Source organism: Frondihabitans australicus (genome assembly GCF_003634555.1).
GTDB lineage: Bacteria > Actinomycetota > Actinomycetes > Actinomycetales > Microbacteriaceae > Frondihabitans > Frondihabitans australicus.
This window is the reverse complement of sequence record NZ_RBKS01000001.1, coordinates 1784927-1806246: the sequence shown is the minus strand read 5'-3', so window position 1 is coordinate 1806246 and position 21320 is coordinate 1784927. Positions and strand designations below refer to the sequence as shown.

Below are 21320 nucleotides of genomic sequence, written 5' to 3'. Positions count from 1 at the left end.
CGTCGTCGCATGGATCAGCGCATCAGTCTCGTCACTCTCGGCGTCCGCGACCTGCACCGCGCGCAGCGCTTCTACGAGTCCCTGGGCTGGACTCCCGTGGGCGACGAGGTCGAGGGCACGATCTTCTACCAGGCCGGCGGAATGGTGCTCGGCCTCTGGGGTCGCGACGAGCTCGCCGCCGACACCGTGATCGACGACGCCGGCGGATGGGGCGGCATCACCCTGGCGCAGAACGTCGGATCACCCGAGGCCGTGGACGCCCTGCTCCGGGACGCCGAGGCGGCGGGCGGCACCGTCACGAGGCAGGGCGGCGCGACGTTCTGGGGCGGCTACAACGGCGTCTTCCTCGACACCGAGGGTCACGCGTGGGAGATCGCGCACAACCCGTTCTGGACCATCACGGACGACGGGCGGACTCTGGCGAGCTGATTTGCGTCGCCGGAGCCGCGCGCGTCCCGCCGACGCCGCGCAGCCCGACGAGCGACACGATCGCCGACACCACGAGCAGGACCCCGATCACGACGAGCACGCGGTGGAAGCCCGCGACCGTGAGCGCACCGCCGGTGATGACGCCGACGAACGCGACAGCGACGAGCCCGGCGACGCGCGAGACCGCGTTGTTCACGGCCGAGGCGATGCCCGCCTCGGACGGCGCGATCTCCGCGAGCACCGTCGAGGTGAGCGGCGTGACCGTGATCGTCATCCCGAGGCCGAACAGCACCACGCCGGGCAGGATCTGCCACCAGATGTCGAGGGGGTCGCGGGTCGTGAGCATCCAGAGGAAGCCCGACGCCGTGACGAGCGGCCCGATCGTCATGAACGGGCGCGGACCGAAGCGCCCGGCGAGCCCCCCGACGGTCCGGGAGAGCAGCAGCGAGATGATCGTCGTGGGCAGAGTGACGAGCGCGGAGACGGTGGCGGGCAGGTGCGCGATCTCCTGGACCACGAGCGGCAGCAGCAGCGAGCCGAGGCTCACCGTCGCGTAGATGCCCACCGTGGCGAGGTTGCCGACCGCGAACGCGCGCACCGAGAAGAGCCGCAGCGGCATCATCGGGTGCGCCGCTCGCCGCTCCCACAGGACGAACCCGACCAGGCAGGCCACGCCGAGCGCGATCGAGGCGACGATGAACGGGTCGCCGAACCCGATCCGCTGTCCCTCGATGAGGCCGAACACCGGGCCCGCGAGTCCCAGGGCGGCCAGGACGGCGCCCACGACGTCGACGTGGGCATCGCCCGCCGCTCGCGCTTCCGACCGGGGAAGCCTGGTCATGAGCAGGATCGTGACCACGACCGGCACGACCACGATCCCGAAGACCCAGCGCCAGCCGATCGTGTCGACGAGTCCGCCGCCCGCGAGCGGACCGATGAGAAAGGCCACGCCGGTCCACGCCGTCCAGGTGCCGATGGCCTTCGACATCGCGGCGCCGGTGAACGTCGCCGTGATGATCGCGAGGCTCGACGGGACGAGAAGAGCGCCGGCCACGCCCTGTAGGGCGCGGCCGGCGATGAGGATGCCGGCGCTCGGGGCCACGGCGCAGATCAGGCTGGTCGCGGCGAAGCCGATGAGGCCGACTCGCAGGATGAGCACGCGGCCGAAGGTGTCCGACAGCGATCCGGCGACGAGCATGAGCGCTCCGAGCGTCAGGAGGTAGCCGTCGACCACCCACTGCTGCAGGGTCACCCCGCCGCCGAGCTCCCGCGTGATGGCGGGCAGGGCTACGGTGACGATCGACCCGTCGAGGAACGCGACGAACGACGCGAGGATCGCCACCACCAGGACGATGCGTCTTCCCCTGTCGTCCATGCGGTGCTCCGGTCTGTCGAGTGGGGGCGCAGGATCGCGACACGTCGCACAGCGTCCCGTTGCTCGAACCGTAGACGCCCCCCGCCCATTCCGGACGAGGCCGACGCGAGCCCGACGCCCGCGCCGGCCGCGCCGCTCGCCGCCGCGACGGACCCGATGCCTCTCGCGGCGACTCCTCCGGTCGCCGAGGGCACGGCGCCGGAGCCGGTGGCCGGCGCGCGCCGTCGGCGCGCCAGCAGCAGGAGGCCGAGGCCGGTCGCGAGCGCGAGACCCGCGATCGCCAGCTCGCCGCCGGTGTGGGCGGAGCCGGTGTAGGCCAGGGCCGTGGTGGCAGTGGTTGTCGCGGCGGTTGCCGGCGCGGCGGCCGGCGTGACGGTGGTCGCCGCGGGAGCCACTCGTGCCACGGTGGCACGCGGCGGGGCGGCCGACGTCGCCGGTGTGACGGTCCGCACGGCGGGCGTCGTGGCGTGTGTCGTGACGACCGTCGCGGGTGGGGTGACGGCCTTCGGCGGGCTGACGGGCGTGCTCACGGCGCACGTCACCACGTGAGCCACCGGGAAGCTCCACGTCGATCCTGCGGCCGTGATCGTGAACGTCGTGCCCGTGGCCGCGACGGGGAGCCCCGCCACGGTGCGGGTGACGCCGGCGGCCACGCTGTACGGGGTGCCGTTCACCGTGAACGTCACCGTCTCCGTCGAGGCCGTGTTGTTCAGCGTGAACGACGCCGTGCGGGTCTCGGCGCCGGCGGACGGCGGCACGCAGGCCGTCGAGGGCAGCTGCGGGGTCACCGCAGGATGCGCGACCGGCGTGGGCGCGCACGTCGCGGTGCTCACCACGTCGGTGTTGCTGAGGTACACCGGGCTGTCCTCCGACGCGCCGTGGAGCACGCCGGTCGCGACGAGCGCGTTCACGAACGCGATCTCGCCCGGGGTCGTGTACCGGTAGACGTCGACCTGGAAGTCACCGCAGCCGACGGGGTCGCCGCTCGGCACGAGGATCTGCGGCTGATCGAAGCGGTGGGCGAAGCCCGCCGGGACGAACCAGACGACGGTCTTCGTGTGATATGTCACGGCCTGGGCGGCGCTCGCCGAGACGAGCGAGCCGCCCGCGACGAGGCCGAGTGCGATCGCGGCCAGCGCGAGGCGCCGCCGCAGGGGTGCGTTCACCGCAGGATCCTGTCGGTGCGAGGCGAGCAGACATGTTTCGGGTCATGGTTACTCAAGGGTGGAGCCTGATCCGAGGCTTTGCAGGCCTCGTCACACCGGGGAGACCCTCATTACAAGCTTCTCGGGTCGAGTTCGTCATGAGGTCGGGTGGATGAATGCTCCCCGGACTCCTGACCATACCTGTCTGTCGGTCCCCCAAAAGGAGGTCAATATCACAATTCGGTAACGCAAAATAGCCCCCGAATCGACTGGACGGGGAGGCCCGGGCTTTCCAGACTGGGGTGAGGCGGGGGTCGGGGTGCTCCGGGATGAGACCACTCCGGCTCTCGCCGCTCAGCAGCGGGTCGCCCGGCTGCGAGTGCCGGGCGCCGTCTCAGGATTCCGCGACCACGCTCGCCGCGTCTTTGTCGGGCCGCCACCCGCGCCACGACGGCTGTCGGAGCCGCCCGGTCGTCGTCCACTCGGCGAACGACACCTCGCCGACGCGACGCGGCGTGATCCAGTGCGCGTCGCGCGAGTCGGCCGCGGGCACGTCGACGAACGGCGACGTCTTCCGGCTCTCGCGCTCGAAGGCGGCCAGGAGGTCGTCGAGGTCGCGGTCGCTGAAGCCGGTGCCGACGCGCCCGACGTAGCGCAGCCCGTCGCCCTCTGGGATGCCCATGAGCAGCGAGCCGACCCCGCCAGCTCGACGCCCAGCCCCGGGTCGCCAGCCGCCGATCACGACCTCCTGGGTCGCGTGGTGCTTCGCCTTCACCCAGGCGCGGCTGCGGCGCCCCGCCGAGTACGTGCTGTCGCGGCGCTTCGCGACGACGCCCTCGAGCCCCAGCTTCCGCGAGAAGGTCATGGCCTCGTCGAACGAGCCCTCGAAGGCCGGCGGCACGTCGATCGTGTGGTCCTTCGCATCGAGGGACACGGCCTTCTCGAGCGCCGCCCGTCGATCGTCGTAGGGCTCTGCGCGCAGCGACCGGCCGTCGAGCTCGAGCAGGTCGAAGAGCAGGAGCCGCACGGGTGCGCGATCCTGCGCCCTCGCCACATCACGCGCCTTCGTGAGCTTCATGCGCGACTGCAGGATCTGGAAGTCCGGCCGCCCCTTCGCATCGACGGCCACGATCTCGCCGTCGAGCACCGCGCTGCCGACGCCGGCGTCTGCCAGCCGATCGGCCAGCACTCCGAGCTCGGGGTACGACGCGGTCATGTCGTGGTCGTTGCGGCTGGTCAGTCGCACTTCGCCGTGATCGACGGTGACGACCGCCCGGACGCCGTCCCACTTCAGCTCGAACGCCCAGTCGTCGGCGTCGAGCGCGGCGAGGTCGGCCTCGGTGCCGGCCGTGGCGAGCATGGGGTGCACCGGCTCGGGCGGGCGGGTCGGCCGCGACCGCGACGAGCCGTGGGAGGTCGAGCCGCGGGAGGTCGAGCCGGCCGACGACGACTCCTCGTCGGAGTCGCCCGCGTCGTCCTTCATCCGGTGGATCAGCCACGTCTTCGTGTCGTCGCCCCGCCCGGTGTGGATCAGCGCGACGCGCCGCGTGCCTCGCTGCTCGCCGTGGAGCACGGCGATGACCTCCTCGCCGTCGCGCCACTTCTCGAGGTCGTACTCGCCCGAGTCCCAGATCGTCACCGTGCCGGCGCCGTACTCGCCCTTCGCGATCGTGCCCTCGAAGGTGCCGTACTCGAGCGGGTGGTCCTCCGTCTGCACGGCGAGCCGGTTGTGCGCGGGATCCTGCGGCTCGCCCTTGGGCAGCGCCCACGACACGAGCACGCCGTCGTGCTCGAGCCGGAAGTCCCAGTGGAGCCTGCGGGCGTGGTGCTCCTGGATCACGAACGACCGACCGTCGCTCGAAGCCGGCGCCGAAGCGGGCACGGGCTCGGAGGTCTTCGAGGCGTCGCGCTTCGAGCGGTAGGTCGCGAGGCGGTCCCGGTCCAGCTCGCCGGGCGGCACGGGCGTCCCCGACGAGAGGCCCTCGAGCGGGTCGCCGCGCCGCTTCAGCCGGGCGAGCACCTCGGTGTACTCCAGCTGCCGCAGGGATTTCGACGCGAGCTCGCGCCAGGTCCGGGGCGCCGCCACCGTCGGGTGCGATCGCCCGCGCAACGAGTACGGCGCGACCGTCGTCTTCGACCCGTTGTTCTGCGACCAGTCGAGGAACACCTTGCCGCGCCGGTCGTGCTTGCCCATGCTCGACAGCACGAGGTCGGGGTGGTCGGCCTCCATGGCCCGCGCCAGCTCGTGCGCGATCTCCGACACCTGGTCGGTGGTCTGCTTGCCGTCGAGCGCGGCGTAGAGGTGCAGGCCCTTGCTGCCCGAGGTGACCGGGACGAGCGCAAGGCCCATGCCCTCGACGACCTTCCGCAGCTCCTGCGCCACCTCGACGCATTCGGCGAGGCCCACCCCCTCGCCCGGGTCGAGGTCGAGCACGAGCCGGTCGGGGTTGCGCTGCGCGCCGCGCGGGCCGAAGCGCCACTGTGGCACGTGGATCTCGAGCGCGGCCACCTGTCCGAGCCAGGCGAGCGTCGCCTCGTCGTTCACGAGCGGGTAGACGTTGGTGTGGTCGGAGTGCTCGATCTCACGCCGCGCCACCCACGTCGGCGCCGAGTCGGGCAGGTTCTTCTCGAAGAACGCCTCGCCCGCGACTCCGTTCACCCACCGCTTGCGGGTGGCCGGCCGATCCTCGACGTGCGGCAGCATCCACTCCGCGACCGCGGCGTAGTAGCCGATCACGTCGCCCTTCGTCGTGCCGGTCTCGGGGTACAGCACCTTATCGAGGTTCGTCAGCTGCAGCGTGTGCCCGCCGACGGTCACCCGCTCGCCCCTGCCCTTCGTCGCCATGGTCCAAGGCAACCCCCGGGCGCAGGATCCGGCACGCCGCGTTGTACCCCGGCGAGCCGGGCGGGAGAAGAATGCCCCCATGCGATCCATCTGGAAGGGCGCCATCACCTTCGGCCTGGTCAATGTGCCGGTGAAGGTGTACTCGGCGACGGAGGACCACGACATCGCGCTGCACCAGGTGCACGACAAGGACGGCGGGCGGATCCGCTACCAGCGCCGCTGCGAGGTGTGCGGCAAGGTCGTCGACTACGAGCACATCGACCGCGCGTACGACGACGGCGAGCAGACCGTCGTGCTGACCGAGGACGACCTGTCGTCGCTGCCCGAGGAGCGCAGCCGCGAGATCGACGTGCTCGAATTCGTGCCGAGCGAGCAGATCGACCCGATCATGCTCGACCGCTCGTACTTCCTCGAGCCGGACGGGTCGTCGCCGAAGGCGTACGTGCTGCTACGGCGCACTCTCGAGGAGACCGATCGGACGGCGATCGTGCACTTCTCGCTGCGGCAGAAGACCCGTCTCGGCGCCCTGCGCGTGCGGGGGAAGGTGCTCATGCTTCAGTCGCTGCTCTGGGACGACGAGGTGCGGAAGGCCGACTTCCCGGCGCTGTCGAAGTCGACGCGCGTGACCGACAAGGAGCTCGACATGTCGGCGAGCCTCGTCGACAGCCTCTCGGACGACTTCGAGCCGGCCGACTTCAGCGACGACTACCAGAAAGAGCTCCAGCAGCTCATCGACGCGAAGCTCAAGGAGGGCGAGGCGCTCGACACGGCGGCGACGTTCGGCGAGTCGGAGGAGGACGACGGCGAGGAGAAGGGCGGCGAGGTCATCGACCTCATGGACGCCCTGCGCGCCTCGGTCGAGCGGAACCGCGCCGCCAGGATGCCCGCCGCCGCGAAGCCCGCGGCGAAGAAGACACCGGCGAAGAAACCCGCCGCGAAGAAGTCCGCGGCGAAGAAGCCCGCCGCGAGCAAGTCCGCGCCCAAGAAGCCCGCCGCCCGCAAGAAGAAGGCCGGCTAGCTGTCGCGCAGCGCCTCGACGAGCTGGGCCTTCGTCTTCCGCGAGTAGCCGGTCAGGCCGATCTCCTTCGCCCGCTTCTTCAGCTCGGGCACGGTCCAGTCCTCATAGGAACCCGATTCGCCGCCCTTGGCGCCGACGCTCGTGCGACCGCGCGCGGCTGCCGCGTTCGAGATCCGCGCCGACTTCGACTCGGAGTTTCCCTCCGCGCGGAGCTCGGCGTAGAGGTCGGGGTCCTTGAGCGAAGGATTCTCGCGTTCGGCCTTCGTCGCCTTGGCCACCACGGTCAGATCATCCCCACGAGGTTGTCCGCGGTGAGCGCCGAGCCCTCGGCGAGCACCTGCCGCGCCTTGTCGGTCGAGTCCCACACGTTCCAGAGCAGAACGCCGACAGGCACGCCGTCGTCGAGGTAGTAGACCACGACCGAGTCGTCGTCCTTCCAGTCCTCGACGGTCTCGAGCGAGGAGTCCAGGCGCCCGACGGCCTCGTAGCCGAGGTCGAAGACGTCCGAGTAGTACATCGGCGTGTGCGTGTACTTCTCGTCGGAGCCGGCCATGATGCGCCCGACCACGGCTCCTTGCTCTTGCGCGTTGTCGACGTGCTCGACCCGCCGGCGGCCGAGGATCGGGTCGGGGTAGTTGGCCGCGTCTCCTGCGGCGTAGACGAACGGGTCGCTGGTCGCGAGCCGGGCGTCGACGACGATGCCGTCGTCGACCTGCAGCCCCGCACCGGAGGCGAGATCGGTGTTGGGCTCGATGCCGAGCCCGATGACGACCCCGTCGGCGTCGAGCGTCGAGCCGTCGTCGAGGGTGAGCGTGAAGCCGTCGCCCGAGGCGGCGGCGGAAGCCAGGCGTCGCCCGGCCAGGAAGCTCACGCCGTGGTCGCGGAATCGCGACTCGAAGCGCTCGTCGACGTCCGCCGGGAAGGTCGAGCCGCCGAGGTCGTCGTCGGGGAACACGATGGTGACCCGGGTGTCGTTCTGCGCCAGCGCCGCCGCGATCTCCGAGCCGATGTACCCGCCGCCGACGACGGCGACGTGCCGCCCGGATCCTGCGAGGTCGCGCAGGTGCCGGTAGTCGGAGGCGGTGCGGAAGTAGATCACGCCATCGTCGTCGGGCAGATCCAGCGTCTTCGGGCGGCCACCGGTGGCCAGCAGGAGCCGACCGTAGCCGACCGTCTCGCCGGTTCCCGTCGTGATCGTGCGCGCCGCCCGGTCGATGCGGTCGACGTGCGTGGACAAGCGGATCTCCGCTCCGGTCTCGGCGGCCGTGTGCAGGTCGTTGTCCGCCCATGCGAAGTCGGGATCCGTCCAGAGCTTCTTCGAGAGGGCGGGTCTCGTGTAGGGCTCGTCGACGTCGTCGCTGAGGATCAGGATGCTCCCCGACGCGTCGCGCTCTCGGATTCCGCGGGCCGCGGCGTCGGCGACCATGCCGCCGCCGACGATGAGGTAGTCGTAGTCGTCTGCCATGCGGTGGACGGTACGCCGTGTCGGTAGAAAGGGGCTCGTGCGGTGTACCCCTGCCGTGTAGGATCCTGTCAACTGGCCTTGAGGGGGGCGGACCATGACCCGAATGGTCTCGACCGAGACTTCAGCACGCGCCGAATCGCGTGCGACCACCTGGGGGAGCGACCTTCCCCGTGCGATCAAGCGGCTCGAGTGCGCGCTCACGACCGCGTTCCACGCGAGCGACGACGTCGAGGGGCTCAGCTACGAGCACCGCGTGCGGATGTACGACGACATCCTCGTCGCCATCGCCGACGCCGCGAGTCTCGCGGCCCGCGAGGGCCACGCGGCCTGGGCGATGCAGGTGATCGACGCCGCGGCCGAGCGGCCGCCGCAGTGGGCCGCCGGCTACGCGGAGGCGTTCTGGGAGCGCCTCCTCGAGTCGGGGCTCGACGCCGTCCTCTCGACGATCGCAGCCTGACCGCACACCGGCCCTCGGCCGGCGCGCACAGCCGCCCGGCCTAGGCTGAGGGCATGCGACGCGGTGGGATCCTGCACTACGCCCGATTCCTGCCCGGCGACTACTCGTACGCGCTGCGGGTGCACGCGCGGACCATGCTCGGCGGGTCGGTGCCCGAGGCGTATCGGCACGGCGAGCTGTCGCCGATCCTGCTGCTGCCCGGTGTGTACGAGACGTGGCGCACGCTCCGCTGGTTCGGCGACACGCTGAACGCCGAGGGGCACCCGATCGTCGTCGTGCCCGGCATGGCGCACAACCGTCGGCCGTTCCTGTGGACCGCTCAGCTGGCCCAGGCGGTGCTCGACGCACACGACCTGCACGACGTGGTGATCCTCGCGCACTCGAAGGGCGGTCTCGTCGGCAAGACGATGATGCTCGACACGGACACCGGCGGCAGGATCCGCCGGATGGTCGCCGTGAACAGCCCCTTCTCGGGCTCGCGGATGGCGCGGTTCATGCCCACGCCCGGTTTCCGCGCCTTCCGGCCCGACGACCCGTTCCTCAGCCGGCTCATCTCGGAGGTCGAGGTCAACTCGCGCATCACGTCGGTCTTCGCCGACTTCGACGGCCACGTGCCCGACGGCAGCGTGCTCGAGGGGGCGACGAACGTGCGGGTGCCGCTCGACGGGCACTTCCGGCCGCTCGGGCATCCGGTCGGCCGGGCGATGATCCTCGCGGCGGTGCGCGACTAGGGCCGAGGGCGGTCAGCGCGGGGCGGGGTCGTCGCCGACGATCTCCTCGCGGATCCTGCGCAGGTCTTCCAGCAGCGACCCGATGAGCACCCAGCGCGCAGGATCGGGCCGCACCACCGACAGCGGTGCCGTCAGCGCCGGCAGATCCGCGGTCGCCGTCGAGACGCCGCCGCTCGTGGTGCCCGTGCCGACCCCGGTCGACGCCCGTTCCTCCCGCTCGCGGACGAGCAGCCGCACGTCGTGGGAGGCCCGGCGCAGCTCTTCGGCGATCCCGTCGACCACGACGTCCTCGGTGAGCTCGGGCTCGTAGTTGTCGCGGACCGACCGCGTCATCGCGAGCATCCGGTGCGACAGGTTCGTGAGCGTCGCCAGCAGCGCGCGGTCGGCCTCGAGCACCCTGCGCTGGCGGGTGGCGCGGGGGTTGAGGGTGAGGCTCTCGGCTCCTGCCCGCACCCGGGCCTCGGCCGCCGGCTGCCGGACCGACCGCAGCTCGCGGGCCCGAACCAGCATCGCGTCGAGCTCGGCGGACGGAACGGGCTCCTCGAGCGCCCCGGCCAGGTCGTCCATCGCCGTCGCCAGGTCGCGGGCGAGGCGGCCGAGCGCCAGGTGCGCCGGCCCCAGCAGCACCGGCGGCGCCACGAGGGTGTTGACGGCGAGGGCGACGATCGCGCCGATGACCGTCTCGACGATCCTGTCGACAGCATAGCCCGGTGTGACGAGGCCGGTGACCAGCACGAGCATCGCCGAGATCGGCACCTGCGTGGCGGAGGTCGGGGTCAGCTTCACCAGCCACGCGAACAGCATCGCCACGACGATCGCGACCAGCACGACCCAGGTGTGCTGATGGCCGAGGACGGCCACGACGAGGTAGGCGAGCCCGACGCCCATGACCACGCCGACGCTCCGCTCGAGACCGCGCCCGAACGACTGGTTGATGCTCGGCTGCATGACCAGCAGGGCGGCGATGGCGGCGAAGGTCGGCTCGGGCTGGCCCAGCAGGAGCGCCGCGATCACCCAGGCGAGCGCGACGGCCAGCACCGACTTGCCGATCTGCAGCCACGGCAGTCGCGTCGGCTGGCGGAGTCGTGTGACGAGGGAGGTGAGCAATCGGACAGGAGGGGCGGCCACGAATCGAGGGTAGAGCGCACGTCGCCGCCTGGCGGATTCGGCGCGTCGCCGTCCGAAATCATGAATATTCATCGGAGACACGATTGACTGCTGGTGTGTGGCCTGACGCAGCGAACGTTCTGCCCGCCGCCTTCGCGGACGGCGGGGTGACGGTCGTCGCGTTCCGCCCGCACTCGGTGGAGCCCTCCGGCGGCGGCTACCTCTACGGCTACGAGGTCGACACGGTCGACCGCGCCGGGCTGGCCGCGACGGTGCTCACCTACATCGACACCGATCCGGCGTCCGTCGCGGCCTCCCGCGGCACGGGCGCCACCGTCGTCACCGACTCGGCCAGCGGGGCGCAGGTGCGGGTGTGGGCGTATCCCGCGGATCCTGCGCTCCCCGCGCTCGCCGCCGTGACCTACCCTGAGCGCGTCGTGACGCTGCTGCGCGACGTCGGCATCGACGTGAGCGAGCCGCAGCTCACGGTGGCCGCCTACCGCCCCGGCAAGCGTGCTGTCATCCGTGTCGACACCCGCGAGCGCACGCTCTTCCTCAAGGTCGTGCGGCCCACGCGCGCCGAGCCGATCGCCGCGCAGCACGCCGCGTTCACGGCCGAGGGTCTGCCGGTGCCCGCGGTGCTCGCGGTGCGGCCCGACGGACTGCTCGTGCTCGAGCGCGTCCACGGGGTCCCCGCCGGCGGGCGCGTCATCGACATCGCCGACCGCCCCGGCTTCGTGCCGTGCCTCGCGCGTCTCGGCGAGGCCGTCGCGCGGGTGCACCTCGACCAGCCGGCGCAGGCCGACGCTCTCGACAACGCCGGCTGGCATCGCAGGAGCCTCGCCTCCTCCCTGCCCGACCTGGCCGACCGCGTGAACCGCCTCTACGACGAGATCGAGGCCAGGCGTGCGACGTGGGGGAGCGACGAGCGCCAGGTGGTGCACGGAGACCTGCACCTCGAGCAGCTCTTCGTCGACCCCGAGGACCCGACGCGGATCACGGGCCTCCTCGACATCGACACCGCCGGCTGGGGGCACCCCGCCCGCGACGCCGGGGCCCTCGTGGCGCACCTCGTCGTCACGGCGCAGTGGCACCGCGGCAACGGCGAGAACGCGGCCGCCCGCGCGTGCGAGCGCATCGCCGACGACGTGGTGGGGGCGTGGATGGACCGCTTCCCGGCCATCGCCGACCGCCTGCCGCCGACGATCGCCTCCCAGCTGCTCGCCCACGCCGGCGGGCAGGCGACCCTCGGCACCGAGATCGGCCGCGCCAAGGCGATCCAGCTCGTCGAGGCCACCGAGGGCACGCTCTGGCCGCGCGTGCGCCAGTCACCCGGCCCGGGCTCAGGAGCCGCGCCTACCGTCTGACGGCATGAGCCCCTGGCGCAGCGCCTCCACCTCGGCCTCCCGAGAGATCCCGACCGACGAGTTCGAACCCCTCGCGACCTACGACGACGTCATCGTCGGCGGCGGCGTCACCGGCCTCGTCACCGCCCTGCTCTTCGCCCGGCGCGGCCACACGGTCGCCGTCCTGGAGGCGGGCCGCGTCGGCGGAACGGCCGTCGGGTCGCCGCGCGTGGCGATCAGCCGCCTGCACGGAGCCCAGCTGCAGACTATCCGCGCGCGCACCTACCAACGTGTCGTCGACGCCTACGCCGAGGGCGTCCGCGAGGGCGTCGAGTGGCTGTTCGACTACGCCGAGGGCGCCGGCGTCGACGTCGAGCGGCGCGACGCCGTGTCGTACGCGACGACGCGCGCAGGTCTCGCCCGCGTCGACGGCGAGTACCTCGTCGGCCGGCGCGCCGGCCTCGACCTCGTCAAGACCGCCGACGTCGACCTCCCCTTCGCGACGATCGGCGCGGTGCGACTGCGCGACCAGGGCCTCGTCGACCCGATGGACCTCGTGCAGGCGCTCACCGCCGACCTCCGAGCGCTCGGCGGAGTCGTCGTCGAGAACGCCGCCGTGACCGGTGTGCACGCGAGCGCCCCCGTGATCACGTCGACGGCGCTCGGCGACGTCCGCTCCGAGCGCGTGCACGTGTGCACAGGATCGCCGATCCTCGACCGCGGGCTGTACTTCGGCAAGGTCTCCGCACGGCGCTCCTCCGTGCTGACGCTCACGGGCGTGGACGCGTCGGAGCTCCCGGACGCGCTGTACGAGCCGGTGGAGGCGCGCGGGCGAGGGGTGAGGGCGAGTCGGGGCGAGCTCCTGGTGGCCGGATCGTCGCACCCGACCGGCCGTGCGCCGTCCGAGGCGGCCCTGGTCGACGAGCTCGCGCGCTGGGCCGGAGCGCACTGGACCGGCGCGACGCCTCGCCGGGCCTGGAGCGGGCAGAGCCACTCCACGCCGCACGGGGTGCCGTTCGTCGGCGCCCTGCCGCGCGGCCACGGTCGCGTCTACCTCGCCACCGGCTTCGACGGAGGCGGCCTGCCCGACGCCGTGTACGCCGCCCGGATGCTCGTCGCCGACGTCACCGGCGACGCCGCCGACTGGATGAGCGTGATCCACCACCGCGTCACCCTCCCGCCGGCCATCGCGGCCGGCGTCGGCGCGAACGCGGCGACCGTCTGGTGGTTCGCGAAGGGCTGGGCGAAGGCGTTCGCGAACCCGCTGCTGCCGGGCGAGGTGCCCGACGAGGGTGCAGGATCCGTCGGTCTCGAGGGGCTCCGCCCGGTCGCTCGCTCGACCGTCGACGGCGAGACCTGCACGGTGAGCGGCGTCTGCCCGCACCTCGGCGGCGTGGTCACGTGGAACGACCAGGAGCGCACGTGGGACTGCCCGCTGCACGGCTCGCGATTCGACGCGCAGGGTCGCGTGGTCGAGGGGCCGTCGACGCGCGGCCTTCGGATCCTGCGCCCCTGAGGCACGCCGAACGGCGTGTGGTGGCGGCGCACCGCTGGACAGGCGTAAACTGACGGCGGCGCCACCACCCGACTCGGGTCGGCGCCGGCGACAAGCGGCCCTGTGAATCTGACGCACGGGCCGGCGGGGTCTTCTCGAACACCCCGTTCCGTCGCATCGGGGGCGCCGCAGGCGACGTCCCCCAGATCGGAATCACCCTGCCCGGCTCGTGGCCCAGCCCACGCCCGGGTGAAGACTCTCCGCCCGCACCGCCCTTCCCCGGCGGTGGGGCCATGTTGAGGAGGAGCCTTGGCTCGACCAGGCCAGCGCCAGTCCGGCGGTACTCGAACCGCCACCCGTTCCGGCGGTCACCGCCGCGTCCGCGATCTCGACAACGACGGCATCATCCCGGTGCTCGCGAAGGCGGTGCGCGAGGTCGAGGCCGCCGCGCAGCGCGGAGCCGTGAAGCCGTCGGTGCGCACCAAGTTCCAGGTGGTCGCGCTGCTCATGCGCGAGGAGCGCGCCCGCGTGAAGGCCGACAAGGCCGTCAGCGACGCCGACCGGGCCGAGCAGCTCAAGCGCCTCGACGGCGTCGCGACGATCCTCGCCAAGGCCGCCGCGCGCGACACGTCGCTCATCGCCCTCCTCGCCGAGGAGGCCGTGGTGTCGGACGCCGCGAAGTCGCTCAAGCGCGACATGCTCATCGCCAGCGGCGCGGCCCTCGCGCCCGACGACCTCATCATCACCACCGAGGCCCCGGTCGCCCCGGCGGCCACCGAGCGCCAGGTGGTGCCGCAGTCGGTCATCTCGCGGCAGCTCGCCAACCCGTTCCTCGCCCCCGACTTCTCGCTCGCCGAGAAGCACGAGGTGCACCCAAGGCGCCTCGCCAACTGGGAGCTCTTCGGGCCGCTCTTCAAGTCGTTCGAGTACGGCGCCGGCGGCGCCTCGGCCTGCATGGACCTCCCCGAGCCGACGACGCTGATCGCCCCCGGCGGCGTCGAGCTCATGCGCCACCAGGCGCAGGTCGTCGAGTCGGCGCGCCAGGGCCACCGCACGTTCCTCCTCGCCGACGAGCCCGGCCTCGGCAAGACGGCGCAGTCGCTGCTCGCCGCGCAGGCCGCGAACGCGTACCCCCTGCTCGTCGTCGTGCCCAACGTCGTCAAGACGAACTGGGCGCGCGAGGTCGGCCTCTGGACCCCGTCGCGCACCGCCACCGTGATCCACGGCGACGGCGACAACATCGACGGCTTCGCCGACATCGTCATCGTGAACTACGAGGTGCTCGACCGCCACGTCGGCTGGCTCGGCGACCTCGGCTTCCGCGGCATGGTCGTCGACGAGGCCCACTTCATCAAGAACAAGGAGTCGCAGCGCTCCCGCAACGTGCTGCAGCTGTCGGCCAGGATCCGCTCCCGCACCGCGCACCCGCTGCTCATGGCGCTCACCGGAACCCCGCTCATCAACGACATCGAGGACTTCCGGGCGATCTGGCAGTTCCTCGGGTGGATCGACGACAAGAAGCCGGGCCCCGAGCTCATGGAGTCGCTGGAGGAGACCGGCCTCACGCCCGCCGAGCCCGGCTTCTTCGCGTCGGCCCGAGCCTCCGTCATCGACCTCGGCATCGTCCGTCGCCGCAAGGTCGACGTCGCGGCCGACATCCCCGCCCGCCGCATCGCCGACCTCCCGGTCGAGCTGGACGACGAGGTCGGCCGCTCCATCCGCGAGGCCGAGCGCGACCTGTCTCGCAAGCTGGTGGCGCGCTACCAGCAGGCGCTGGCCACCCGCACCTCGGGCGTCCGGGTCGAGGGCATCGACCACGACCTCGTGCGTCAGGTCGCGAAGTGGGAGCTCGAGGACGGCGACACCTCGTCGACCGGCGAGAACGTCTTCTCGATGGTGCGCCGCATCGGCCAGGCGAAGGCCGGCCTCGCGGCGGACTACACCGCTCAGCTCGCCCGCAACGTCGGCAAGGTCGTCTTCTTCGCGAAGCACATCGACGTCATGGACACGGCGCAGGAGGTCTTCGAGAAGCGAGGCATCTCGTACTCGTCGATCCGCGGCGACCAGACGCCCACCTCGCGCCAGAAGAACATCGACGCGTTCGTGAACGACCCCTCGGTCGAGGTCATCGTCTGCTCGCTGACCGCGGCCGGCGTCGGCCTGAACCTCCAGGTTGCGTCGAACGTCGTGCTCGCCGAGTTGTCGTGGACCGACGCCGAGCAGACGCAGGCGATCGACCGCGTGCACCGCATCGGCCAGGAGGAGCCCGTCACGGCGTGGCGCGTCATCGCCGCGCAGACCATCGACACGAAGATCGCCGAGCTCATCGACTCGAAGGCCGGGCTCGCCGCCCGCGCCCTCGACGGGTCCGACGAAGAGGTGTCGTCGTCGGCCGACGTGCAGCTCGGGGCGCTCATCGCGCTGCTCACCGACGCGCTCGAGGCGTCGCCCGCCGCGCGGCGGGCCGCTCCGCAGCGCCGCCGCTAGCCCCCCGCCCCCCGCCCTGCCCGACTCCGGGCGTCTTTACGCACCCCGGCGCGACTAGTTCGCCCGGGATGCGTGAAGTCGCCCGGACTCGAGCGGTACGCCGACGTCGAGGAGGATTCTCGCGAGGCGTCCGCGCGCGTATGCGTCGCGCCAGGTCCACCGCACGAAGCCTCGCACCTCTGGCAGGCTGCGCAGCCAGTCCTCACGCTGTTTCTCGCGGATGACGACTTCCTCGGCAGGCAGCCCCGACCAGCGCTCGGAGTCGCGGTACTTGGTCTCACCGTCGAACTCGCCCACGATGCCCCGGCTCTCCCAGAAGAAGTCCACGTCGGCGTCTCGACCGTGCGGGTTCACGAAGGTGCGCTGAAGCGTCGGCCGAGCCAGGTGCGACTCGGCCATGACGACACGGCTCAGCGACTCGCCGGGGCGATTCGCGAGAGGGTCGGCGAAGTCGAGGGCGGTGAGCCCCTTCTTCACACCGTGCCCGTTCGATCGGCGTTCGAGGCACGCGGCGATCTCGTCGCGTGTCGTGACACCGTCGCGCAACGAGTGATCCAGAGCCACCACGGCCTGCCGGCGAGGTTCGCTCAGGGCCACATCGGCCGCGGTGCGAGCCGGGCCCGTGACCATCACGCCGAAGCGCTCGGCCACCTCGGTCTCGTCGAGCCGGCCGGCGTGTCGGCTGACGAAGCGCCCCGTCGATCCCGTCTGCACGGACGGATCGATCACGTGCGCCCGCGCGGGCCAGGCCCCGAGACGCGGCAGGCCCCAGAACGCCGCGGCCGAGGCGTGCGACACGACGACGGGCACGCGCAGGCACGAGACCGCTGCGAGCACGAACATGACGTGGCGCGCGGCCGCGTCGAACGCCTCCCAGTGCTCGCGGCGAACGTATCGGCCCGCGACGAGACGGATCAGGTCGCCGCGAAGGCACGCCCGACGCACGAGCGTGTCGTCGAGGGACGAGCGGACCAGGAGGGACGGGTGGGGCTCGACGGACGGCTCTCGCATCCTGCGACCCTGCACGAGGCGCGGCCGTAGGGCGCCGGGCCGATGAGGCTTCCTGTGGACGACATGCGCACGCGCACGAATGTGGGGGAGAGGCGGGCGTACCGTCGAAGACATGACTTGGGCTCAGGATGTGAGTGGGGGCTGGCGGCTCGCCCGCCCCGGCCTCGACGAGGTCTACACGCCCCGCCGTCGCGCCCTGCTGCTCGGCGGTGCGTCGGCGATCGGCGTGGTCGGCTCCGCGGTCGCCCACGTCCTTCTGCGCCTCGGGGGCGAGAGCGATCCGGGCGCCGTGGCGATGGCCTTCGCGCTGGGCTGGGCGGCCGCGGCGATTCTCCCGATGGTGTTCGGCTACCGGTGGCGGCCGCCGAAGGGCGACTCGGCGGCGAAGACCGGCCCGCCGCCGTTCCGGCGGGGCGGCGTCCTGCTGGGCGACGGAGCCGAGAAGCGGATCACCGAGGCGTGGCGTGCCGGCCGCGAGCCCGAGGTGTCAATCCCCGAGCGCCTCGCCGCCGCTCGGCGGGCGGAGAGCCTGCAGGCGGCGATGCCTCGGATCCTGCTGCCCCAGATCGCCTGGCTGGCGTTCCCGCTGTCGTACGTCGCCGCGATCATCGCGCTGCTGCCGAACTTCGTGCCGCTCGTGCTGATGCTGAGCGCCGTCAACGCCTTCGTGCAGTTCTTCGGCCTGCTGGCCATGCTCGGTCGCACCTCGGCCGCCATCGAGACCGCGCCCGACGTGCCCGAGCACCTCGAGGCGGACGGGCGCAAGAAGCGCGTGCCGGTGAAGACGCTGGGCACCGACCACCCGGACGACTACCGCTAGCGCGCTGGGCCCGCGAAAGGCTCGCGCGCCCGGCTCGCGAAAGGCTAGCGCGCGAGCGCGGCCTTCACGTCGGCGAGCGACGGGTTCGTCGCGGTCGAGCCGTCGGGGTAGATGACGGTCGGCACGGTCTGGTTGCCGCCGTTGACGCTCTCGACGATCTCGGCGGTGCCGGGGACCTCTTCGATGTTGACCTCGGTGAAGTCGATGCCGTCTTTCGTGAGCTGCTGCTTGAGGCGGGCGCAGTAGCCGCACCAGCCGGTCGAGAACATCGTGATGGTCCCGGCCTCGGGAATGTACGAAGTCGCGGAAGCAGTCGTGGTCATGTCACCAAGGGTACGCCGACGACGCGGGGAGTTGGCTAGAGAGCACCCGCACGAAGCGACCCGTAAGAAAGGCACCGCAGTGGCCCAGACCATCGCCGACCAGCTCATCGCCCAGCTCCTCGCCGCCGGGGTGAAACGCATCTACGGCATCGTCGGCGACAGCCTGAACCCCGTGGTCGACGCCGTCCGTCGCACGGGCGGTTCTGCCAAGGGCGGCATCGACTGGATCCACGTGCGGCACGAGGAGGCCGCCGCGTTCATGGCCTCCGCCGACGCGCAGCTCACCGGCGAGCTGGCGGTGTGCGCGGGATCCTGCGGCCCCGGCAACCTCCACCTCATCAACGGCCTCTTCGACGCGCACCGGTCGGGTGCGCCGGTCCTCGCGATCGCCAGCCACATCCCGGCCTCGCAGATCGGCCTGTCGTACTTCCAGGAGACCCACCCCGACCGCCTGTTCACCGAGTGCTCCGGCTACTGCGAGATGATCTCGACCGCCGAGCAGGCACCGCGGGTCGTCGCGAGCGCGATCCGCCACTCCCTCGCGGGCGGCGGCGTGAGCGTCATCACGCTGCCCGGCGACATCGCCGAGTTCGAGGCGTCCGGCCACGTGCCGGCGTTCGTCGACGTGAAACCGGGCAGGCTCGAGCCCGACGACGAGGCCGTGCGCACCCTCGCCGCGGCGCTCGACAAGGCCAAGACCGTGGCGCTGTTCGTGGGCGCAGGAGCAGCGGGACACCACGACCGCGTGATCGCCCTGGCCGACGCCCTGAAAGCCCCGATCGGCCACTCCATGCGCGGCAAGGACGTCATCCAGTACGACAACCCGTTCGACGTGGGCATGACGGGCCTCCTCGGCTACGGCGCCGCTCACGCCGGCATCCACGACGCCGACCTCATGCTCATGATCGGCACGGACTTCCCGTACGAGCAGTTCCTTCCGGACTCGCCGAAGGTCGTCATCGCCCAGATCGACTCGAATGCGGCGAACATCGGGCGGCGGGCGGACGTGCAGATCGGGGTGCACGGCGATGTGGGGGCGACGCTCGACCGGCTCCTGCCGCTGATCACCCCGAAGAAGAGCTCTCGCTTCCTCGACGGCCTGCTGAAGAAGCACGAGAAGCTCATGACCGGAGTCGTCGGGTCGTACACGAAGGACGCCGCGAAGATCGTGCCGATCCACCCGGAGTACGCGGCATCGCTGCTCGACCGTCTCGCCGCCGACGACGCCGTGTTCACCGCCGACACCGGCATGTCGAACGTGTGGAGCGCGCGATACATCACGCCGAACGGGCGCAGGCGGATCATCGGGTCGTTCCTGCACGGGTCGATGGCGAACGCCCTGCCACAGGCGATGGGCGCGGCGTACGCGTACCCGGGGCGGCAGATCGTGTCGATGTCGGGTGACGGCGGGCTGTCGATGCTACTCGGCGAGCTCGTGACCGTGGCGGCGTACCGGATCCCGGTGAAGATCGTCGTCTTCAACAACTCGACCCTCGGGCTGGTGAAGGTCGAGATGCTGGTGGCGGGGTTCCCCGACTTCGGCGTCGACGTGCCAGCGACCGACTACGCCGCCGTCGCCCGGGCGCTCGGGATCCACGCGGTGCACGTCGACGACCCCGCCGATCTGGAATCGGCGATGGAGGCGGTGCTCGAGCACGACGGACCGGCGTTGCTCGACATCGCGACCGACCCGCGTGCGCTGTCGCTGCCGCCGACGATCACGGCGACGCAGGTGAAGGGCTTCGCGCTCGCGATGTCGAAGGTGGTCATGAACGGCGGCGCGGGCGAGGCGGTCGCGATGGCGCGGTCGAACCTCCGCAACGTCCCCCGGCCGTAGCGGGGCGCAGGAGCAGGTGGTCGGTCAGGCGGTCCGGGCTCCTGCCCCACGCGACACCAGCCGCTCGACCGCCGCCACCGGGATCCCGACCCAGCCGGGCCGGTTCCGCGACTCGTAGATCGCCTCGTAGACGGCCTTGTCGATCTCGAACGCGTCGAGCAGCGCGCGCTGCGCGCGGACGTCGACGCCCGAGCCCTCGATGTAGCCGTCGACGAAGGCTCGCCGCGCGGCGTGCGCCCAGGCGGCGGCGTCGATGCGTGGGCGCTCCTGCGCGAGCGAGCCGGCGACGTAGTCGAACGAGCGGAGCATGCCGGCGACGTCGCGCAGGGTGACGTCGGGGCGCGACCGCTCGGGCATGGGGCGAAGGGGCTCGCCCTCGAAGTCGAGGAGGATCCACCCGCGCGCCGGCGTCTGGAGCGCCTGGCCGAGGTGGAGATCGCCGTGGATCCGCTGCAGGGCGGGCCAGTCGGCCTGAGCTGCCGCCTCGTAGACGGCGAGGGCGCCCTCGGCGAACGGCTCGACCTCGGGCACCTCGCGGGCGGCCGTGGCGATACGGCGTCGCATGCTGGCCAGCGCGCCCTCGATCGCGTCGGGGGTGGCCGCCACGGTGCCGAGCTGCGACGCCAGGGTGGCGTGCACGGCGGCGACGGCGAGGCCGAGGTCGCGGGCGGCCTCGGTGAAGTCGGTTCCGTGCCGGGCCGCGTTGAGGGCGACGCGCCAGGCGTCGGTCGACCCGGCCAGGAACTCCTGCGCGAAGGCGAGGTGGCCGTGTGCGCGCCCCTCCTCGCGGCCCGGGTCTGGCCACGACGCGGTGAGGTAGCCGAACGCCTCGGGCACGCGCGTGGAGCCGCCGGCCGTGAGGGCGGCCTGCGAGGTGACGTCGGGGTTGTCGCCGTGGTGGAGCACGCGGAACACCTTGGCGACGACCTGCGCGGGCGTGTCGTCGGCGGCCTGCACCTGGTAGACGATCGACGTGTTCGACTGCTCGCCCTCGAGCACCTTCGAGCGCACATAGCGGCCGGCGTCGCCGACGCGGTGACCGTCGGCCGTGACGTCGGAGCCGTCGACGTGCCGCTCTGAGGCGAGAGTGTTGAGCAGGCCCGCGGCGTACACCGGGTCGTGGGGCCCGTCATAGAGGTAGAGGCCGTCGCTGGAGCCGATGAACGCCGCGTCGCCGCCCGGGAGAGGCGACATGCGCGCCACGAGCGGCACCTGGTAGAGAACCGGCACGGTCGGGCCCTCGTCGAGTACGAGGAGGGTCATGACGATGCCGTCGTCGAACGAGCTCTCCATGCTGCCGATCACCGAGATCCTCGGCGTTCGCCCCTTGCTCGCATACCAGCGCTGACGCGCCATCCAGCCGGCGAGAGAGGGGGCGACAGTGCTCATGCGTCGCAGACTACGCCCGTCGCGTACCCCGTCGCCTGAT

General features: G+C 71.9%; 18 protein-coding genes. 9 read left to right on the top strand and 9 right to left on the bottom strand.

Going from position 1 to position 21320, the window contains the following annotated elements; all coding sequences use genetic code 11:
• Window positions 1-9: 9 nt before the first annotated feature.
• Complete coding sequence (locus tag C8E83_RS08340; protein WP_121369334.1) at window positions 10-429, top strand: VOC family protein; 420 nt, start codon at window positions 10-12, stop codon at window positions 427-429.
• On the opposite strand, the gene C8E83_RS08335 is transcribed toward C8E83_RS08340, so the two are convergent.
• From C8E83_RS08335 to C8E83_RS08325, 3 genes are all read right to left on the bottom strand, one after another.
• Window positions 398-1804 (bottom strand): MFS transporter, encoded by a 1407-nt coding sequence (locus C8E83_RS08335; RefSeq protein ID WP_121369332.1) that lies wholly within the window; start codon window positions 1802-1804, stop codon window positions 398-400. The genes C8E83_RS08340 and C8E83_RS08335 overlap by 32 nt on opposite strands.
• A complete protein-coding gene (locus tag C8E83_RS08330; protein ID WP_121369330.1) occupies window positions 1717-2970 on the bottom strand; it encodes a hypothetical protein in 1254 nt (417 codons plus the stop codon). The genes C8E83_RS08335 and C8E83_RS08330 overlap by 88 nt, the downstream gene beginning before the upstream one ends.
• A gap of 373 nt (window positions 2971-3343) precedes the next feature.
• A complete protein-coding gene (locus C8E83_RS08325) occupies window positions 3344-5794 on the bottom strand; it encodes an ATP-dependent DNA ligase (protein ID WP_121369328.1) in 2451 nt (816 codons plus the stop codon).
• Window positions 5795-5873: 79 nt separating this feature from the next.
• Between C8E83_RS08325 and ku the strand changes: the two genes are divergently transcribed.
• Window positions 5874-6812, top strand: a complete 939-nt coding sequence (gene ku / locus C8E83_RS08320; RefSeq protein WP_121369327.1) for a non-homologous end joining protein Ku — start codon at window positions 5874-5876, stop codon at window positions 6810-6812.
• Here ku and C8E83_RS08315 read toward each other — a convergent pair.
• Complete coding sequence (locus tag C8E83_RS08315; RefSeq protein ID WP_425454759.1) at window positions 6809-7093, bottom strand: DUF7218 family protein; 285 nt, start codon at window positions 7091-7093, stop codon at window positions 6809-6811. The genes ku and C8E83_RS08315 overlap by 4 nt on opposite strands.
• Window positions 7094-7095: 2 nt before the next feature.
• Window positions 7096-8277 carry an NAD(P)/FAD-dependent oxidoreductase gene (locus tag C8E83_RS08310; RefSeq protein ID WP_121369325.1) on the bottom strand — a complete coding sequence of 394 codons (1182 nt, stop codon included), beginning with the start codon at window positions 8275-8277 and terminating at the stop codon, window positions 7096-7098.
• Window positions 8278-8371: 94 nt separating this feature from the next.
• On the opposite strand from C8E83_RS08310, the gene C8E83_RS08305 reads away from it, so the two are divergent.
• Both C8E83_RS08305 and C8E83_RS08300 read left to right on the top strand, forming a co-directional pair.
• Complete coding sequence (locus C8E83_RS08305; RefSeq protein ID WP_147430117.1) at window positions 8372-8734, top strand: hypothetical protein; 363 nt, start codon at window positions 8372-8374, stop codon at window positions 8732-8734.
• A gap of 53 nt (window positions 8735-8787) precedes the next feature.
• The gene (locus C8E83_RS08300; protein WP_121369321.1) at window positions 8788-9465 is read left to right on the top strand and encodes an esterase/lipase family protein; all 678 of its coding nucleotides are present in this window, start codon (window positions 8788-8790) and stop codon (window positions 9463-9465) included.
• A 12-nt stretch (window positions 9466-9477) separates the two neighbouring features.
• Here C8E83_RS08300 and C8E83_RS08295 read toward each other — a convergent pair whose 3' ends face one another.
• On the bottom strand, window positions 9478-10593 hold the full coding sequence (locus tag C8E83_RS08295; protein ID WP_245981511.1) for an FUSC family protein: 1116 nt from the start codon (window positions 10591-10593) through the stop codon (window positions 9478-9480).
• Between the two features lie 95 nt (window positions 10594-10688).
• Here C8E83_RS08295 and C8E83_RS08290 point away from each other — a divergent pair, with 95 nt between their 5' ends.
• The 3 genes from C8E83_RS08290 to C8E83_RS08280 all read left to right on the top strand — a co-directional run bounded on the left by C8E83_RS08290 (window position 10689) and on the right by C8E83_RS08280 (window position 15900).
• Entirely contained in the window at window positions 10689-11939 is a 1251-nt protein-coding gene (locus C8E83_RS08290) for a phosphotransferase enzyme family protein (protein ID WP_147430116.1), read from the top strand.
• A 4-nt stretch (window positions 11940-11943) separates the two neighbouring features.
• Window positions 11944-13434 carry an FAD-dependent oxidoreductase gene (locus C8E83_RS08285; RefSeq protein WP_121369317.1) on the top strand — a complete coding sequence of 497 codons (1491 nt, stop codon included), beginning with the start codon at window positions 11944-11946 and terminating at the stop codon, window positions 13432-13434.
• Window positions 13435-13722: 288 nt separating this feature from the next.
• The gene (locus C8E83_RS08280) at window positions 13723-15900 is read left to right on the top strand and encodes a DEAD/DEAH box helicase (RefSeq protein ID WP_121369315.1); all 2178 of its coding nucleotides are present in this window, start codon (window positions 13723-13725) and stop codon (window positions 15898-15900) included.
• A gap of 54 nt (window positions 15901-15954) precedes the next feature.
• Here C8E83_RS08280 and C8E83_RS08275 read toward each other — a convergent pair whose 3' ends face one another.
• Window positions 15955-16911, bottom strand: coding sequence for a hypothetical protein (locus tag C8E83_RS08275; protein WP_147430115.1), 957 nt, complete (start codon window positions 16909-16911; stop codon window positions 15955-15957).
• 112 nt (window positions 16912-17023) lie between these two features.
• Here C8E83_RS08275 and C8E83_RS08270 point away from each other — a divergent pair, with 112 nt between their 5' ends.
• On the top strand, window positions 17024-17731 hold the full coding sequence (locus tag C8E83_RS08270; protein ID WP_147430114.1) for a hypothetical protein: 708 nt from the start codon (window positions 17024-17026) through the stop codon (window positions 17729-17731).
• Window positions 17732-17775: 44 nt separating this feature from the next.
• On the opposite strand, the gene C8E83_RS08265 is transcribed toward C8E83_RS08270, so the two are convergent.
• Window positions 17776-18054: a mycoredoxin gene (locus tag C8E83_RS08265; RefSeq protein ID WP_121369310.1), complete on the bottom strand. Its 279-nt coding sequence runs from the start codon at window positions 18052-18054 to the stop codon at window positions 17776-17778.
• A 79-nt stretch (window positions 18055-18133) separates the two neighbouring features.
• Between C8E83_RS08265 and C8E83_RS08260 the strand changes: the two genes are divergently transcribed.
• A complete protein-coding gene (locus C8E83_RS08260; RefSeq protein ID WP_121369309.1) occupies window positions 18134-19891 on the top strand; it encodes a pyruvate dehydrogenase in 1758 nt (585 codons plus the stop codon).
• A gap of 24 nt (window positions 19892-19915) precedes the next feature.
• Here C8E83_RS08260 and C8E83_RS08255 read toward each other — a convergent pair whose 3' ends face one another.
• Window positions 19916-21280 (bottom strand): maltokinase N-terminal cap-like domain-containing protein, encoded by a 1365-nt coding sequence (locus tag C8E83_RS08255; RefSeq protein WP_121369307.1) that lies wholly within the window; start codon window positions 21278-21280, stop codon window positions 19916-19918.
• Window positions 21281-21320: the final 40 nt, after the last annotated feature.

Excerpts from the sequence above, each read along its gene's own strand:
- C8E83_RS08340 (WP_121369334.1), top strand. The coding sequence starts at position 10 with ATGGATCAGCGCATCAGTCTCGTCACTCTCGGCGTCCGCGACCTGCAC.
- C8E83_RS08335 (WP_121369332.1), bottom strand. The coding sequence starts at position 1,804 with ATGGACGACAGGGGAAGACGCATCGTCCTGGTGGTGGCGATCCTCGCG.
- C8E83_RS08325 (WP_121369328.1), bottom strand. The coding sequence starts at position 5,794 with ATGGCGACGAAGGGCAGGGGCGAGCGGGTGACCGTCGGCGGGCACACG.
- ku (WP_121369327.1), top strand. The coding sequence starts at position 5,874 with ATGCGATCCATCTGGAAGGGCGCCATCACCTTCGGCCTGGTCAATGTG.
- C8E83_RS08310 (WP_121369325.1), bottom strand. The coding sequence starts at position 8,277 with ATGGCAGACGACTACGACTACCTCATCGTCGGCGGCGGCATGGTCGCC.
- C8E83_RS08305 (WP_147430117.1), top strand. The coding sequence starts at position 8,372 with ATGACCCGAATGGTCTCGACCGAGACTTCAGCACGCGCCGAATCGCGT.
- C8E83_RS08300 (WP_121369321.1), top strand. The coding sequence starts at position 8,788 with ATGCGACGCGGTGGGATCCTGCACTACGCCCGATTCCTGCCCGGCGAC.
- C8E83_RS08285 (WP_121369317.1), top strand. The coding sequence starts at position 11,944 with ATGAGCCCCTGGCGCAGCGCCTCCACCTCGGCCTCCCGAGAGATCCCG.
- C8E83_RS08275 (WP_147430115.1), bottom strand. The coding sequence starts at position 16,911 with ATGCGAGAGCCGTCCGTCGAGCCCCACCCGTCCCTCCTGGTCCGCTCG.
- C8E83_RS08270 (WP_147430114.1), top strand. The coding sequence starts at position 17,024 with ATGACTTGGGCTCAGGATGTGAGTGGGGGCTGGCGGCTCGCCCGCCCC.
- C8E83_RS08265 (WP_121369310.1), bottom strand. The coding sequence starts at position 18,054 with ATGACCACGACTGCTTCCGCGACTTCGTACATTCCCGAGGCCGGGACC.
- C8E83_RS08255 (WP_121369307.1), bottom strand. The coding sequence starts at position 21,280 with ATGAGCACTGTCGCCCCCTCTCTCGCCGGCTGGATGGCGCGTCAGCGC.